The organism is Streptomyces sp. NPDC059582 (genome assembly GCF_042735715.1).
Taxonomy (GTDB): Bacteria; Actinomycetota; Actinomycetes; order Streptomycetales; family Streptomycetaceae; genus Streptomyces.
In genome coordinates, this window is record NZ_JBHWCC010000007.1 from 129,849 (window position 1) to 145,389 (window position 15,541).

Below are 15,541 nucleotides of genomic sequence, written 5' to 3' on the forward strand. Positions count from 1 at the left end.
TCTGGAAGCTTGTAGCGTCCATGGATTGTCTCTGACTCAGCCGAGCCTCTGACCAAATTGCGCCGCGGACACTTGACTACCCATGTTCGGCTTAAGAGCGGCTCGACGCGCGGGCGAGGCGAAGCAGTTTCGTGCTGGGGCCACAGGTCAGCGAAGCGCCCGGCCTGTCACCATGGCGGCCGAGCGCTTCGCTCCAAACCTGAGACGTCTAGCTCACAGATCCCGGGCCAAGGCGCAGAGCGGCCACAGACTCTGTGAGGCCTGATCTCTCCAGTTGACCCAACACGTCCTCGAACGTTTGCGGCGGACGGCGTCGAGAAGTAGCAATCTCCTGGACGCAGGCGTACACAACACGATCGTCAAGCCCTATGAGGTCCATTATGAATTCGTCGGCGTTCTTACGCTCAATGCCCCAGTTATCGAGGTAATCCGACGGGAAGTCTTTGCGATTGTTCGTAACGATCACCTGGGCACCAGCTTGGATGGCCGCAGCCAGCACGTGCCGGTCGTCCGGGTCGGGAAGCTTGAGCCCCTCAATGAGGGGCTCACAGCCTGTGATCAGGCAGTCACGGATGGCCCTGTTCATGAGGGCCCTCCGGCGCTGCAGCTTCTCCGGAGCGAGGTTGTAGTCCTGTGCGATGTTCCGGTCGACCTCATCGAGGATCATGTCGGTCCATCTGGCGCGAACAAACCCCTTCAAGCTGACACGGATCAGCAGATCACGCAGCGTGTTGGGGTACAGGACGCATGCGTCGTAGATTACGACAAATGCCATGTCAGAGCAGCCCCAGCTCCTGGTCCAGCTCCATCAGTTCGTCGGCTGCATCCTTGCGCTGCCCGTCGTCCTCACGCAGGTACTGATGCAGGTCTGCGAAGCGGATGCGGCGGTGACGCCCTACAAGCGTGTAAGGAATCTCGCCAGCCTCCAGGAGGCCGATCAAGTACGGGCGGGATACGTTCAGCATGTCAGCAGCCTGCTGAGTCGTCAGCACCGCATCGACAGGGATGATCTGGACACCTTGCCCATTGGCGAGGGCCGCCAGCATCGATGCGAACATCTCTGCCACCGGTCGCGGCAGGATGAGAGCTTCGTCGGTTGCGCCCGTTTCCAGGTGGACCTGGATGTCCTCGTCGCACTGGGCTGTGCGCGAGAGGTAATCGTTGATCCGTCGCAGTGCCCGCTGCGCGTCGTGTGCGTCGACCACGCCTGGTTCGATCTTCTTGCCCGTGACAGTACCCATAGTGTCCCTCCACTGTCGTATTCGAATTATTCGCAACAGACGAAGCGAACGCAACTCGATCCAGGTAACGATTCCGGATCGACTGAAGTCGGCCGACCTCTTGGGTGCGCGTCCTCCTGCCCTGCCTCAGGCGCCGGCCGGAGCTGCCGTGGAGAGCTCAACCTCGCAGCTCAGAGCGCGCAAGGGGCCCCTTCGTGCCCCGCTGCCGCGATCAGACCGGTCGGCGTCTCCAGACGCCGTCGACGCTTGGCGCCGGCTCGGCCCTGAACGTCGCCTTGTCGTCTGGTGGTTGCAGGCCCGGACGGCGATAACGGCCCTAAGGGCTACAGAACGCCTTTGTCCGGTTACGGACCGCGTAGCCTCGCATGCCTAGGACTCGAAGGTACGAGGGGATCCAGTGCCGCAGCGCGGTGGACTATGGACTGGTCGTGGACCGATGTACCCCCCATAGGTCGATTCGGGCCCCTGACCAGGGACATTGCGCGGAAGTCAAGCGCCCTCCGGAGCCGTGTGCGCAGGTTCGAATCCTGCCGGGGGCACTCGCCCAGGATCAGCAGCAATCAAGCTCTGACCGGGGCGGATGCCGACAGAAGAGGGCAGGAACCAGTCTCACTGGTTCCTGCCCTCTCTCGTTCTCTCTCACTGTTCGCGCACTATCTGCGATACACACGACACTCTTCCGACACGCTCATGTGTGGATGCCACGCCGCGGCGGAAGGAAACGCGCTTCACGATTCTGTCCCTTCTCTCGTTGGCTCCCGACGCTTGGGCGACTGAAGAGCTAGAAAGCGGGGAAAGGTAACGCATCCGGCCATGACGACAGGGAGGCGTTCAAACCGTGCGATGGCATCCACGAGTGGCTGGTGTGCTGGGCACGGCTGGCGTACTGACGGCGCTCGCGGTGGTCATCTGGCTGCCCCAACTGATCTACCCGCCGCTGACCCAGCGCGCGCTGGCCCAGGTGCCCGGAGGAGCGCAGAGGATGGCGGCCCAGCAGGCGCAGCTTGAGATCCAAAGCGGCTTCCGCGGCCAACTACTGCAATTATTTGGCGGATTGGTGGTATTCGTCGGTGCGGCGGCTGGCTGGCAACAACTCCGCGTCGCCCGAGAGGGCCAAATAACGGAGCGCTTCACCCGGGCCATCGATCACCTGGGAAGCGACACCCTCGACATCCGGCTCGGCGGCATCTATGCGTTGGAGCGGGTGGCCAAGAATTCAGTCAACGACCGGCCGACAGTCACTGACATTCTTTGCTCGTTTGTCCGGGAGCATTCGCCATGGCCGGTAGGGGCGCCGGACGGCCCGCAGCATCCCACGCCCGAGGTCGACGACCAACTTCCCTGGCTGACCGCCCGTGCCCCGGACGTGCAGACTGCCTTGTACGTGCTGGGCCGCCGTCCGGGACACCCCGACGAACACAAGCCGTACTTGTCACGGGTGGATCTACGCCGCGCACTTTTGGGCCGAGCCCGGCTCGCAGGTGCAAATCTTCGGCACTCGAATCTCTCCCGCGCCTACATGCCCGGATGCGACCTAGAGCACGGGCAGTTGGCCCACGCTGACCTGCGTCACGCCAACTTGCGCGGCGCTCGAATGGCGCACGCTGACCTTCGCAGCGCGCACCTACAGCACTCCGACCTGAGGGGGGCCGATCTGTCGGACGCGTGCCTGGACGGGGCCGATGTGACCGGTGTCCACACCGACGACGCGACGATCTGGCCCGACAGCCGCCTGGGCTAAGGGGATGTGGTGAAGTGCGCCCCTGATCCCTCGCCGTTCGGCCTGGTCGAGGGGTCGGGCGTCGAGGAGAATCAACATATGGCTTCGCCGTAACCGCTTAGGCCGTGTCTCCGTCTTCTTCCAACACCTTTGTGATCTTCGCATTGGCTGCTTCCTCATGGCCATCGATACAGCCGTGATACCGGCGATGGATCACCTCGGGAGAGTTGCCGACTCGCCGGGCTACCTCGGCGATCGGGACTCCCGCGTTAAGCCACCGCGTGATGCAGGCGTGCCGCAGGTCGTACGGGCGGCCGGCCAACGGCGAGTCGACGCGCTCAGGTAGAAGCGCGTACTCCCGCGCTTCCTCCCACACCCGCCAATAGGTAGAAGAGCCGACCACGCCCCCACGCTCGTTTCCGAACACGCGGCCTTCCTTGGCCGTGCCGAACGTGTCCAGGTGCGCCCGCAGGATCACCACCAGGACGGGCGGGATGGGGACCGGCCGGTCGCTCTTGGCCTCCCGCGCTTTCAGCCCGCGGCGGTCGTGACGCTCCCCGGAATCGGTCCACTGCTTACCGGAGACGGGACGCGTCTCCCGAAGCGTCAGCGTGCCCCATCCTGCGTCCGGGAGATGGCAGTCAGACCGCCTCAGTCCGACCGCCTCAGCCGGACGCAGGCCCGCGTAGTACAGGACCGCGTAGAAGGCCACCAGACGCCTCCCACGGCAGCGATCCCACGATCCGACGTAGGACACTGCCGCGAGCAACTGACGGGCTTGTAGGGCGTTCACGAGGATGCGCCGGTCCACTACGTCATTGGGGCCGACGTGCTTGCGTCGGGCGCGCTGAAGCGGGTTCTCCGAGAGGTCGCCCGCGAGGACCGCGTGTTCGAGAGCGGTGTTCAGGGCCCGGCGGCGACGCCTGTACGTGTCGCCCGCCGCCGGGGTGCCGTCCAGCTTGTACCCGAGGCGATAGAGCACGTCCTCGAACACCGCAGCGTCTGCCACCTCGGCCACCGGACGATCCGTCGTCGTGAGCCAGGCATACGCGGCTTTGAGGTCGGCCGGCGGATCCTCGCCCGCATTCGCAGGCACGATCCCCCACCGGAAGGCCAATCGCAAGTGCTCATCCGAGGGAACGTCCTCCCCGCGCTTGACCATGGCGAGCGTCACGGCTGCAAGACCGTCCGCCATGCCCTCTCGGGTCTTGGCCGCGCTCGTACGCCACCGCCCGGCGACGTACTTGCGGCAGAACTCGAACCACCGCAACGGCGGTTCTTCTGCTGAGGCTTTCGCCGCTTCCGCTGCCGCGCGGACTTCGGACTCAGGCTGTCCGCTCGCAATCTCGAGCAAAGTTCGTGGCTCTCCTCCACACCCATCAACAGAGATCAAGGCGAGATCCACGACGGAGCCTGGGTCGCCGAACTCACCGGCAGCATGCTCGATGGCTGGCCGAAGTGCATGCGACTGATCGTCCGAAAGGAACGGCCGCACCCCGGAGCCCAGTCGCGGATCACGGACGCCGGCGGCATGCCCATCACCTGCTTCGCCACCAACACCGCCAGCCGACCCGTCGCCGAACTCGAACTCCCCCACCGCCTGCGGACACGGGCCGATGACCGCATCCGGGCCGCCCGCGCGACCGGCCTGCGCAACCTCCCCCTGCCACGACACCGCGCAGAACCGGATCTGGTTGGAGATCGTCCAGATCGCAGACCTGCTCGCCTGGATGCCCATGCTCGCCATGACCGGCAAAACCCACAGGTGGGAGGCCCGCCGTCTTCGGCTCCGCCTCTTCTCCGCCGCCGCCCAGATCGTCACGACCGCCCGCCGCTGGCACCTGAGGTTCGCATGCCACTGGCCCTGGACCGACGTGATCACCACCGCGCTAGCATGGCTCGACGCTCTCCCGAACCCCGGCTGACCAGCACGATCCCGTCCCCGCGAGCAGCATCGTCCCAACCGGAGCCGTGGAATCCGGCACCCACCCGACGCGACAGCCGGGCCATCAACTTGACCGCCACCAACCTCAACAACCGAAACGGCCCGCCGAAGAAACCGACGGACCGTCACGAAAGATCGAGGCTAGCGTTGTAGCGAAATCAGGATCGAAGCCAAGGCTGTAAAAAGTGTGGCAATAGTGGCAATCAACGTGACCAGCGTTGTCGCTGTAAGCGATCTAGCTACCTCACGCTTCTCGCTGCCTTCATTCGACTCCGTAACACCTGATTTCCCGACACGCCACTTCCGTCCCTCGTCGTCTTCAAAGGTCAGAACTGGGTCGAGAATCTCCCGACTTTCGAGAAGCGATTCATCTGCCGTCACCCGCCGCTCACCGGGAGACAGCGACTCGAATGAGACTTCACTGTCGGGAACTTCAAGACGAACATGATAAATTTCATGTTCGCCTCGATTCTCGAGCACCCAAACAGCCCGCCCATTCGGTGATTCCTCCAAGCGAGCAAAGACCATCCCCGCTCGTGAACGCGCATCCAAACGACGCCGCGTCCGCGTAGACAGCAGAGCCACGAAGGTGGTCGCTCCGGTCAAGAGGAGAGTACCGAGCGAAGTAAAGGCCAAGATTAATTGTCCCATCATGACCCCGCCTTCTTCGCCCGACCCGAAGGGCTCTGGTTCGGTGACTCCGTGGTCTTATTCTTTGGTGAATTAGAGTTCGGAGCCGCTAGGCCCGAAGAAGAAACGCCGTATGAAACAATCGCCGCAACAATACACCCAGCAAGCACCAGCAACCCTCTTCGTCGAGCAGTCGCCATACCTTGAGGGTTCCGAGGGTGAGGAATATAATCTCGGATGGTGCGAGGTATGGCATTAACTGCCTTGACGCGCTCAAGCCGACGATGTTGATGCCAAAGCAGGTTCCAACTATCAGTGAAAACCAATTCCACCGGGTAACTACTAAAGGCTGCGTCAAGTTGTCGAAGATTTGGATCAACTTCCGCCTCCTGCGCCCCAGCATTCACCACGGGAATAAATCGGAGCTTGTCCCGACCTGGCGGAACAACGGCGACGTCCGTGATGTCATTCGGGGAACTATTCCGCACCACGTACTTTAAATGACAATAACCCGGCGGAGTGCCGGTAGGGCTAAATTGTTCCGCCCAGGCATTGACGCCAATGACGCGATTCTGCTCGTCCTTCCATTTTGTGCCTTTAAACCACTCAACAGCGAAAGGCGCGATGAGGGCCACCAACACCGAGGCGAGCGCGATCAGTTGAGCCAGCACACAAGCAGCTTAGCCTGAAGCGGCACCGGGTCACACCGGTCGCGACGACGAAACCGGGACAGGCATGCGTTCACCTCAAGGCGGACGCTGGCATACGGAGAGCCCGTCGCCCCCGGCGCGGGCTGATTGCAGGGATGGCAGGAGTCCTGGGCATCAACTCAGAGCGGCTGCAACACCCGGGGTGTTGCAGCCCGTCGGCGTAGCCGACCTCCCAATGGGCGCAGGAGCCGGAGGCGCCTTCCTCTCCCGGCTGCTCCGCTGCACCCCATGCGACACACGTCCGACACACTCCGCGTCGCGGGGTATCGCCTGTCCACCTCCGCCGCAGGTCAGGGGAAGCGCAGGAGGTAATCAAACAATCACTCCGGAACCGTGTACTCGGACACCGCGGCGCAAACCCACACCAGTGAGCCTGGCATTCAGCCAGGGCAGGCTCTCACTCGATTGCTGCGGGAGGGGGAACGGACGATCGATTCGGGATCGGGCGTCTTACCGCCGTTCGCCTCGGCATCGAAGTCGCCCCCACACGCGCGACTCGATGAGAACGCCCTCGATCCCCTCACGCGTTAGCGGGTCAGCGCGTGTAGTCGTCCAGCCTCACCTCCGCGGCCTTCAGCGACTGCAGGAGTCCGCCGATGGAAGTCCTGATCGCCTGTCGATCCTGGTTCGACAGAGGATCAGGAATATGCGCACCCGGCATGGCATACCTCAGCCACAGGCGGGAGCGCTCAAGCGCCCGGTGAACCTGCGCGGGCACCTGGGACTCCGTGCCGGACCGGGCCGCCTTCTCCTCCAGACTCGCGATCGCCTCGCTGACCTTGCGTCGGTCTCCGGGGGTGCTCACCGGCGCCTTCACGTTCCGCGTGGCCCCTATGCGGCCGACCAACGCGTTCACTTCCCGGGTCTGCTTCCTAGTCAGCACATGGGCGACGGCCTGCGCGCCCTTCAGGGGCATACGGGGCTGCGCAGCACGTGGTGGACTGGCGTGTACTGCGAAGGCACGGTCCCGTTCGCGATCCGCCCACTCACGCAGGGCAGGCGAACCGGCCCGCACATTCTGCGCGCTGGCGACGCCGAGCCCGACTACCACGGCATGAAGACAGGACACGGGCTCCTGCCAGTTCCTGTCCCAGAGAAGAGCGGTGAGGACCGGCTTGCTCTCCCACAGCGGGGTGTCGACCTCGATGAGGAAACCCGCGCGCTCCTTCTCCGGCATGTCGGGGTACGGGACGCCCAGTCGCGATGCCAGATTGGCCCAGCGCAGGGTACGACCGTGCTTGGCAGCATCGCGCAGTAGCTCGCGAGCGCGGACGACGGCCTGGCCGCGGCCCAGTACGCCGGGGTCTTTCTCCTTTGCGCTGTCAACCTCTGGCGGGGGCGTCCGCGCAGCGACGGAGCGCACGGGCTGAGCCGGCTGAGGTGGTGCTTTCACCGCAGGCGGCCGGACAACAGGAGGCGTGTGCGGCTCGGGGGGGTCACCCGCCAGGCCCGTCCGGGCCGCCTCCGCCGCGTCGAGGCGGACGTATCGGTCGAGCTGGAGAGCCCATGCTCCGTTTTCCTGGACGAGGAGTCGGGCATGGTCACCGGCGCGGTAGACATGCTGTGCCGGGGGCAGGTCCGTGTCGTCCGGCAGGGACAGCGCCGTGCGGACGACGGGGCTGTCCATGGCTTTCACGTAGGCCATGACCAGACGACGCCCCTCGGCGGCGAACGGCGAATTGTCGGGTGCAGGTGCTTCAGGATCGAGTGCAAAGACGACGGAACCATCGACGGAGAAGGCGAACGGCTTGGGGCGCGGCGGGGCCAGCCGTATCGCTTCTATGGCCGGCGCCGTCAGACCGCCGGGCGTGATCCGGCAGTCCTCCAGTCTGCTCCATCGCACCTCCGGCTCGGCGTAGCTCTGGGCCCCGATGTGGACCCGGCGCTCACCGCCGACGGTCTCCAGCCGGAACCGCAGACTGTAGCCCTTGCGGGCGAGGAGTTCCCGGGTGAGGGCGCCGTCTGTGCCGAACAACCAGTCGACCTCGTCCACGTCGTCGCCAAGGGCCAACTCGGCCGCTCGCCAGCCCCGGTGGTCGAGGCCGGCGAGCTGGAAGCGCAGTCTGCGACGGGCTGCGGGCAGGTGCAGGTCCACAGCGCCGCCCGGCCTTGACCCGAGGTCCAGGCTCTCCACGGTGCCGCGCTGCCTGTCCCTGCCGAGGAGGTCGCGCAGGCCCCGCTTGATGAAGAGGTGGTCCGCGCTGGACTCGCCCACCGCAGAACGGCCGCACGTCGGACCGCCAGGCTGGTGGGCGAAGTGGCACACCTTGTCGTGGTACAGCCTGTCGCTCAACTTGCCGCCGCAGCCGCCGAGTTCGTATCCGCACCAGTAGGTGTAGCCGGGGTGGCGCCGACGCCAGGCCTCCAATTCGCCGGCGTCCATGGGCAGGATCACCGGGTGATCGGAGTGGGCGTCGCCGACCACAGCCGTCTGAACGAGACGGTGGTCGTATCCGTGAACGGGGCTCACGCGAAGAGTCGCCTCCTCATACCGCGCGCCCGCTTCGACTGGGGCGCGCTGCGGATACACGCACACATGGATCCGGACACGCACGGCGCGATGAGTGTCCGGCAGCCGCCTGACGTCGGAGCCAGGCGCACTCAGACGTTGGAGCGGAATATAGAGCACGAGCCGCCACCTGCGAAGATGCGGTTCTGACATAGGTCGTCCCGGCACGACCGCAACACGGGAGTGTCATCCCGGCTTCATGCGACAAATGTCAGCTTCGATGACAGCGACAAAGTAGCTCGTCACGACGTAGTGGACCATGACGCGGTCTCCCCAGGCCACGCGCGGCCGTGCAGGCAAGGTGGCTGCCGGCGCCTTCAGGCTCAACTGCGCCCCTGTCGACAAGGCGCAAGACCTTCTCCCGATCTGCGGTCGGCATGTACTCACGGAACCGCACAACCTGTTCGGTGAACCTGACCTGCAGTGGAGTGGTGTTGGAGCCCTGGTCGCAGCGGGAGCCAGGGCCGCTGTTCGCCTCACGATCTGGCACGCGACTGGCACGGCTCCTTCGTCTGAGCTACCTGCAGTCCAGTAGACCCAGACCGACATTCCCTGAAGGGACGTGCGTCCTGTCCGAAGCATCCTGCCTCGATGAAAAGACGCGTGCAGCGGCTCCTGCCCTCCGGGGCCGGGTGCGAATGGCTGTCGACTCTGTCTCACAGAAGCGCGCACGTATTCGCTGCGGTCAGACCTTCCGCTGGTTTTCCCAGATCGCGTGATCTAGCTCCCACGGTGTGCACCTCAAGCGCGCCGCAGCCTCAGTGAGGATACTGATCGCTTGGGCCGTGGTCACCGTGCGCTGCAGCACTGTTTGCAGCCATCGAAGAACCATACGGTCCGGCTTGATGCGGCTGTCGTCTCCCAACAGCATCCACAGGTAGGCGAGTCGTGCGCCGGAGCCGTGGCCGGCAACCCCGGCGAGGTCACGCTCAGTGGCCTTCAGCTTGTCGAAGTCAGCGAGTAGCGCGTTGGCATCGGCAAGGGTTGCGATGCCGTGGGATACCAGGAGCTCGGCGTACTGGCGGGCAGCCTCCGCCTTCAGTGGAGCATCGCGGTTTGCCCGTGTGCGCTGCCTGTTCTGTAGGACCTCGGAAGAGAAGGCCTCTTCGCCGTGGGTCTGGATATGCGCAACGAAGCCCTGAAGCGGTTGCTCGTCAGGGACAGGGAGCTGTGCGCTACCTGACAGCGGAAGTGAGATGCCGGCCCAGACCGCATAGCGGTGGCAGGTCGGGACCGTGTGCCGCTCGTAGTGGGCGTTGATAGAGAAGACGGCGTCCAGGACACACAGGGAAGCATGGGCCCACCGGGGGCCTCGCGGTTTGAGTGCCAAATGCCCAGCGGCAACAACTACTTGTCCTACCTCGTCCATCGATCCCCCAATGATGAAACGGGGAGACATTGTTGCACGCGGCACTGACAGGAGAACCAGGTTCGTTCGCATGCAGGAGGGCGTCGGCAGGGTTTGGGTGCCCTGTCGAATGCGTGTCGAGACTCTCCGGGGAGCGCTCCGTTGGCGGCACGACTGTGCAGCTCAGATGCCGAGCGAGGTCGAACCGACGGTACGGCCGCGGGCTCAGCGGGTTGGTTCCACCGCCGGTGTCCGGGCAGTCCGGTCACAGATGGCTGTAACACCGTGGGTGTTACAGCCCGTCGGCGGAGCCGACCTCTCAACGAACGCAGTAGCCGGAGGCGACTCCCGACCTCGCACTATCTGCGATACAGGAGGGCACCCCCGCAGTTCCCGAGATCAAGGAAACGGCTGGTCAGAGGCAACCTGTCAGTCAATCTCTGATTGTGCTCCGGAGCCGTGTGCGCAGGTTCGAATCCTGCCGGGGGCACTCGCCTAGGAACAGCAGAGATCAAGCGCTGACCAGGGCGGATGCCGAGAGAAGAGGGCGGGAGTCAGTCTCACTGACGCCCGCCCTCTCTCGTTGTCTCTCAGCGTTCACGCACCATCTGCGATACACCCGACACCGACACACTCGCCAGCGCGATCAGACCGCTGGACTTCACGAGTTCAACCTGAGTATCACCTGCGCGGGGGCACGGCCTTCGCCGAGCAACTGGACGTTACGGTCGCGGCGGGTCATGTCGCTGTGCGCGGATCACTTCCAGTAGGCGGAGGACTGCCGCGTCGGCATCGGGACGGTATACGGCGAACACCGTGGTCTCCAGATACGGAAATGACCCTCGCACCGGGACAAAGGCGATCCCGGGGACGCCGAAGTCCCGCAGGCCTTCAGCCAGCAGACTCACGCACAGTCCGGAGGCGACGTAGCCGAGCAGGCCGCTGAGGTCGTCAGCAACGGCACGTCTGCGGGGAGTGAACCCTGCTTGACGGCAGGCGACGTGGACCTGTTCGGCCAGAGCGGGAAGGGCCGTCACGTTCGGAAGAACGAAGTCGTGGTCGCGCAGATCCTCCAGCCCGATTTGGTCGGCCTCGGCCAGCGGGTGATCCTGCGGCAGAGCCGCGGTGAGGCGCTCGACGGCGAAGACCTCGCTGGCCAGATCGCCCGACAGGGTAGAGGCGTCGCGCAGGTACCCCAGGTCCAGCGTGCCGGAGCGCACCTTCTCGGCGATGGCGACCGATGAGTCCTGGTGCAGGTGCACCCGCAGCCCGGGCATCTCCTCAGCCACCGCCCGCAGCAGTCTGGGCACGTAGAGGTGACTGAGGATGGTCACGTACCCAACATGGATGTCCCCCTCCAGGCCGCTCGCAACACGTCGGACCCGCTCGATGGCCGCCTCCTGCGCATCGAGGAGCCGCCGCGCGTCCACGACGAAGGCCGCACCCGCCGAAGTCAGACGAACACCTCCCGGGCCCCGCTCGAACAGCCGCACACCCAGACCGCGTTCCAGGCGCTGTATCGACTGGCTCAGCGGCGGCTGGCTCATGCCAAGTCGTTCCGCTGCGCGCCCGAAATGCTTCTCGTCGGCCACGACCAGAAACTGCTCCAACAGGCGCACAGTCAGGGAAATATCATTAAGCATATCGGCCATTACTCCATCATATATTGGACAGGATGACGGAGGTTGGTGTCGACTGGTCCGGAAATCGCGCCTCACCGAGTGCAAAACCGGTGACCTGCGCGAACTCCTATTAAAGCAGGAGGATCAATATGAGCGACGTGCACGAAATGGCGGCCCCCGTTCACATCAGCGAGGAGACGCCGGCCTACTGGCGGGTCCTGTTCAACAACCCTCCCCTCAACGTGGTCGACCAGGCCGTGTTCGAGGCCCTGCAGGACCTGCTCGCACGAATGGACGCCAGCCCGGGCCTCCGCGTCGTCGTCTTCGAAAGCGCGAACCCCGACTTCTACCTTGCCCACACCGACATGACCGGGAAGTCAAGGAACTACACCAACAGCGGTGGCCCTTCCGGCATAAACATCATTACGGACACCCTCGTCCGCCTCGCCAAGTCCCCCGTGGTCAGCATCGCGAAAATCCGCGGCCGCGTCCGCGGCCTGGGCAGCGAATTCGCCCTCGCCTGCGACATGCGCTTCGCCTCCCGCGAGAACACCATCCTTGGCCAGCCCGAGGTCGGCGCGGGAGTCATCCCCGGGGCCGGCGGCACGGAGCGTCTTCCCCTGCTCACCGGCCGAGGCCGCGCGCTGGAAATCATCCTTGGCGCGGACGACTTCGACGCCGACACCGCCGAACGCTATGGCTGGGTCAACCGGTCCCTCCCGGACAGCGAACTGGACGGCTTCGTCGACACCCTCGCACAACGCCTCGCCTCCTTCGACCGGCGCCCGATCGAGGCGGCAAAGAACCTCGTCAACCAGGTCTCCCTACCCTCCGTCGACAGGCTCCTCGACGGCCGCAACGCCTTCCTCGGCACCCTTGCCTGGCCCGAAACCCAACAGCGAGTCGCCTCGCTGTTCAAGCGCGGGATGCAGCAGGAAGGCGACCTGGAGAACCGATTCGGCGCACACCTCGCCGATCTGCTCGACGACCACCCAAAGGCCGAGTAGTCAGCCGGCTCCTGTCCCCCGGCCCGTAGCCCGCCCGGACCGATCCAGCCCGGTGTGGCATCGCTCAGCAACAACTCATGCCGCTCACGGCCGCAGTGAGTGGTGTGCATCGTGAAGTGGCAGGTCACGGGCCTGGTGTGGTTGCGTGCCCGGGTGCTCGTGCTAGTCGCGCGCGGCAGCCTGCCGTGCAGATCGTCGGGCCGGGAGGTCTTCGCGGGTTCTGGTCCGTTCCAGCCCGCGAGGCTCCTACGCTCCGGGGCATGGGACCCCGAGGTACTAGAACGGATCGCCGCGCGCCGCGCGGAACTGGACTGGCTGGAAGAAGTTGGCCCATCCGGTGCTGCCGACGGTTCCCGCTCCTTGGTCGAACACCAGGCGCAATATCCATATCCTCCGGCCATGAGATTCTTCCGACCGCGCGCCAAGCGGACGACTGAACCCCCTGTGTCGCGGGCCATGGCCCTGTACAGGGCCGGGCGCTACGCAGAGGCGGTGACCGAGGCCCGCGCCGTGGCCCGGTCGCTGCCACTCAATGACACGTACGCACCGCTGGCGCTGAGCATCACCGCAAACGCGACGGGCGCCCAGGGCCGCCACGCCGACGCTCTCGCCATATACGACGAAGTGCTGCCGGCCGTCGGAAAGACTTTCGGAGCTCATCACTGGCAGACCCTGAAGCTGCGCTCCGACCGCGCCCAGACGCTGGCCGCGCTCGGTCAGTACGCCGAGTGTGAGGCAGAGTGCGCGGCCGTCGCCCAGATCGCGAGCCGCGGTACAGGGGAGTTGCAAAACGTAGTAAGGGCCGCCAGCAACGGGCTGGTCTTCGCTCTTAGCGCGCAGGAGCGCCACCCGGAGGCAGAGGCACGCGCCCGCGAGACCCTGGGCGCCCATCCTGAACCGGACCGGCTGACTCTGGCATTGCGGCTCGGCCTGGCACGCAGCCTCAACGGCCAAGCCCGCCACGAGGAGGCCCTCGCCGAGGCGGAGCGCGCCCGTGAGCTGGACCGCAGCCTGCCCGCGGAATCGAGCCGCCCAGAGACCGGCGCCATCGAGCTGGCCGTAGCCACCGCCCTCCTGGGACTACGCCGCGGCACCGAAGCTCGCCTTCAGGCCGCAATTGCTCACGATGCCTGTCTGGCCTCATTCGGCCCGGACCATCGCCGCACAGTCGAGGCTCAGGCTCTGCTCGACCGAATCGACGGCGCTTGATCGGACGCGTACCGCGAATCCGGACAGGGCTGTCCCAGGTGCCCGGCTGTCTGGTTACGGCCCCGAACTGCACGGACACCCCGGACAGCCCGATGGACCGCTGTCCGGGCTGTCCGGTCACAGACGGCTGCAACACCCATAGAGGTGTTGCAGCCCGTCGGCGGAGCCGACCTCTGAATGGGCGCAGGAGCCGGAGGCGACTTCCGACTTCGCACTATCTGCGATACACGAGGGCTCCTGCCGCCTCCTGGGATCAAGGAACCCGCTGATCAGAGCCGCTTCGCATGCCGAACTCTGATTGTGCTCCGGAGCCGTGTGCGCAGGTTCGAATCCTGCCCGGGGGCACCCTTCTTACGGTGCCCAAAGACCCCGTCACCAGCGGAAACGCTGAGGCCGGGGTCTTCGTGTTTGTGCGGTCTGTGGACGTAGAAGAGTCGCCCATCGTCCGCCGCGCCGAAGGTGACCAGATGCTCGCGGAGAACGGTGACGAGGTGGGGCGGGACAGGCACCCGTGTGACGTCCTCGGTTGGTCGGTTCTTCAGCCCGCGGTCGTCGTGGGTCTCCCCCGAGTCGGTCAACTGCTTGCCGACCGACGGACGAGTCCGGTGGAGCAACGCCGACCTCCAGCCCTGCTCGGGGAGGTTCAGATCCGTCCCGACGGGACCGACCGGTTCAGCCGGCCGGAAGCCACCGAAGTACATGGCGGCGAACAGACATGCGAGACGATGGCTATCAGCCCGCCGATATCCACCCACGTAGGACGCAGCCACCACGAGATCGCGCTCCTGCTCCGGGCTGGCGACAGCCCGAGGATCGACCTGGTGGGTCACCTTGGGTTTCTGCCAGCCGGCAGCCGCGGCGACGGGTTCTCACGTAACTCCCGCAGGTAACGGCGCAATTCGCGGCGTTGACGAGCCGAGGTGTGTGCCGGCAACGGTGTTCCGGAGGGTGTCGCCGGTTCGGTGACCATGAGGCCCCGTCATGTCGTGGATGAAGGCTCCACGTCAGCCGCGGTCCGCGTCGGCTGACGGGGCGGCGAAGTACTGGGCGTACCGCGTACCGGCGAAGTGCTCGCCCAACAGTCGCGAGAACAGCAGGACCGACGGCAGCGGGCGGTGGTTCACCACGAGATGCTGCGTCTGTCCCTCCGCGTTCCTGTAGACGACAGCGATGTTCGCGATCGGCTCACCGCGAACCGTCGACGTGTAGTCCTCGACGAAGTCGTTCTCCCCGTACTCGCCGACATAGATGAAGTCCTGGTGCTCGTACAGAGTGCGCGCATAGGACAGCACCGTGCGAACGTCCTCGGCGCCGCGCACGACCCCGTTCAGTACCGAGCCCTCCATCGTCACATCGTCGGCAAGGTTGTCCAGCCAATGGGGGTAGTAGTCCGTGCGCTGCCGCGCCGGGTCGCCACTGCCCAGATACATCGGTTTCGTCTTGTCAGCCATTTTCCAGCCTTCCTGGCAAGGGGCCTGCGCCGACTCCTGCTGGGCGCGGCCCCGACGAGTCGAACGAAATAACGCGTTCGCCGAGCCGAACCTGCTCACGGTCGTCGGCCTGGTGTCTCTGTCCGGCTGACCGAGCGATACGGTGCGGC

Annotated in this window: 13 protein-coding genes and 1 pseudogene; 4 read left to right on the plus strand and 10 right to left on the minus strand. The window is 65.3% G+C overall.

All coding sequences use genetic code 11. The annotated features are described in order from the left end of the window. Positions 1-208: 208 nt before the first annotated feature. Entirely contained in the window at positions 209-775 is a 567-nt protein-coding gene (locus ACFV0T_RS09235) for a PIN domain-containing protein (protein WP_385776158.1), read from the minus strand. Between the two features lies 1 nt (position 776). Then, a complete protein-coding gene (locus tag ACFV0T_RS09240; RefSeq protein WP_385776160.1) occupies positions 777-1,241 on the minus strand; it encodes a helix-turn-helix domain-containing protein in 465 nt (154 codons plus the stop codon). An 856-nt stretch (positions 1,242-2,097) separates the two neighbouring features. On the opposite strand from ACFV0T_RS09240, the gene ACFV0T_RS09245 reads away from it, so the two are divergent. Then, the gene (locus tag ACFV0T_RS09245; RefSeq protein WP_385776162.1) at positions 2,098-2,982 is read left to right on the plus strand and encodes a pentapeptide repeat-containing protein; all 885 of its coding nucleotides are present in this window, start codon (positions 2,098-2,100) and stop codon (positions 2,980-2,982) included. Positions 2,983-3,079: 97 nt separating this feature from the next. Here the strand turns inward: ACFV0T_RS09245 and ACFV0T_RS09250 are convergent, their stop codons facing one another. Further along, the gene (locus ACFV0T_RS09250) at positions 3,080-4,456 is read right to left on the minus strand and encodes a tyrosine-type recombinase/integrase (RefSeq protein WP_385776164.1); all 1,377 of its coding nucleotides are present in this window, start codon (positions 4,454-4,456) and stop codon (positions 3,080-3,082) included. Here ACFV0T_RS09250 and ACFV0T_RS09255 point away from each other — a divergent pair. Then, positions 4,355-4,886, plus strand: a pseudogene (locus ACFV0T_RS09255) (transposase); the annotation flags it as partial. The gene ACFV0T_RS09250 and the pseudogene ACFV0T_RS09255 overlap by 102 nt on opposite strands. Before the next feature lie 161 nt (positions 4,887-5,047). Here the strand turns inward: ACFV0T_RS09255 and ACFV0T_RS09260 are convergent. The 5 genes from ACFV0T_RS09260 to ACFV0T_RS09280 all read right to left on the minus strand — a co-directional run bounded on the left by ACFV0T_RS09260 (position 5,048) and on the right by ACFV0T_RS09280 (position 11,755). Continuing rightward, positions 5,048-5,560 (minus strand): hypothetical protein, encoded by a 513-nt coding sequence (locus tag ACFV0T_RS09260; RefSeq protein ID WP_385776166.1) that lies wholly within the window; start codon positions 5,558-5,560, stop codon positions 5,048-5,050. Beyond that, positions 5,557-6,207 (minus strand): hypothetical protein, encoded by a 651-nt coding sequence (locus tag ACFV0T_RS09265; RefSeq protein WP_385776168.1) that lies wholly within the window; start codon positions 6,205-6,207, stop codon positions 5,557-5,559. The genes ACFV0T_RS09260 and ACFV0T_RS09265 overlap by 4 nt, the downstream gene beginning before the upstream one ends. 574 nt (positions 6,208-6,781) lie before the next feature. Next, positions 6,782-8,716 carry a hypothetical protein gene (locus ACFV0T_RS09270; protein ID WP_385776170.1) on the minus strand — a complete coding sequence of 645 codons (1,935 nt, stop codon included), beginning with the start codon at positions 8,714-8,716 and terminating at the stop codon, positions 6,782-6,784. Between the two features lie 724 nt (positions 8,717-9,440). Beyond that, entirely contained in the window at positions 9,441-10,124 is a 684-nt protein-coding gene (locus ACFV0T_RS09275; RefSeq protein WP_385776173.1) for a hypothetical protein, read from the minus strand. A gap of 701 nt (positions 10,125-10,825) precedes the next feature. Next, on the minus strand, positions 10,826-11,755 hold the full coding sequence (locus ACFV0T_RS09280) for a LysR substrate-binding domain-containing protein (RefSeq protein ID WP_385776175.1): 930 nt from the start codon (positions 11,753-11,755) through the stop codon (positions 10,826-10,828). Positions 11,756-11,874: 119 nt separating this feature from the next. Here ACFV0T_RS09280 and ACFV0T_RS09285 point away from each other — a divergent pair, with 119 nt between their 5' ends. Both ACFV0T_RS09285 and ACFV0T_RS09290 read left to right on the plus strand, forming a co-directional pair. Further along, positions 11,875-12,732, plus strand: a complete 858-nt coding sequence (locus ACFV0T_RS09285; protein WP_385776177.1) for an enoyl-CoA hydratase/isomerase family protein — start codon at positions 11,875-11,877, stop codon at positions 12,730-12,732. 492 nt (positions 12,733-13,224) lie between these two features. Continuing rightward, the gene (locus tag ACFV0T_RS09290; RefSeq protein WP_385776179.1) at positions 13,225-13,941 is read left to right on the plus strand and encodes a tetratricopeptide repeat protein; all 717 of its coding nucleotides are present in this window, start codon (positions 13,225-13,227) and stop codon (positions 13,939-13,941) included. Positions 13,942-14,210: 269 nt separating this feature from the next. Here ACFV0T_RS09290 and ACFV0T_RS09295 read toward each other — a convergent pair whose 3' ends face one another. Then, the gene (locus ACFV0T_RS09295) at positions 14,211-14,771 is read right to left on the minus strand and encodes a hypothetical protein (RefSeq protein ID WP_385776181.1); all 561 of its coding nucleotides are present in this window, start codon (positions 14,769-14,771) and stop codon (positions 14,211-14,213) included. 174 nt (positions 14,772-14,945) lie between these two features. Continuing rightward, complete coding sequence (locus ACFV0T_RS09300; protein ID WP_385776184.1) at positions 14,946-15,392, minus strand: hypothetical protein; 447 nt, start codon at positions 15,390-15,392, stop codon at positions 14,946-14,948. Positions 15,393-15,541 lie beyond the last annotated feature (149 nt).

Excerpts from the sequence above, each read along its gene's own strand:
- ACFV0T_RS09235 (WP_385776158.1), bottom strand. The coding sequence starts at position 775 with ATGGCATTTGTCGTAATCTACGACGCATGCGTCCTGTACCCCAACACG.
- ACFV0T_RS09240 (WP_385776160.1), bottom strand. The coding sequence starts at position 1,241 with ATGGGTACTGTCACGGGCAAGAAGATCGAACCAGGCGTGGTCGACGCA.
- ACFV0T_RS09260 (WP_385776166.1), bottom strand. The coding sequence starts at position 5,560 with ATGATGGGACAATTAATCTTGGCCTTTACTTCGCTCGGTACTCTCCTC.
- ACFV0T_RS09275 (WP_385776173.1), bottom strand. The coding sequence starts at position 10,124 with ATGGACGAGGTAGGACAAGTAGTTGTTGCCGCTGGGCATTTGGCACTC.
- ACFV0T_RS09280 (WP_385776175.1), bottom strand. The coding sequence starts at position 11,755 with ATGGCCGATATGCTTAATGATATTTCCCTGACTGTGCGCCTGTTGGAG.
- ACFV0T_RS09285 (WP_385776177.1), top strand. The coding sequence starts at position 11,875 with ATGAGCGACGTGCACGAAATGGCGGCCCCCGTTCACATCAGCGAGGAG.
- ACFV0T_RS09300 (WP_385776184.1), bottom strand. The coding sequence starts at position 15,392 with ATGGCTGACAAGACGAAACCGATGTATCTGGGCAGTGGCGACCCGGCG.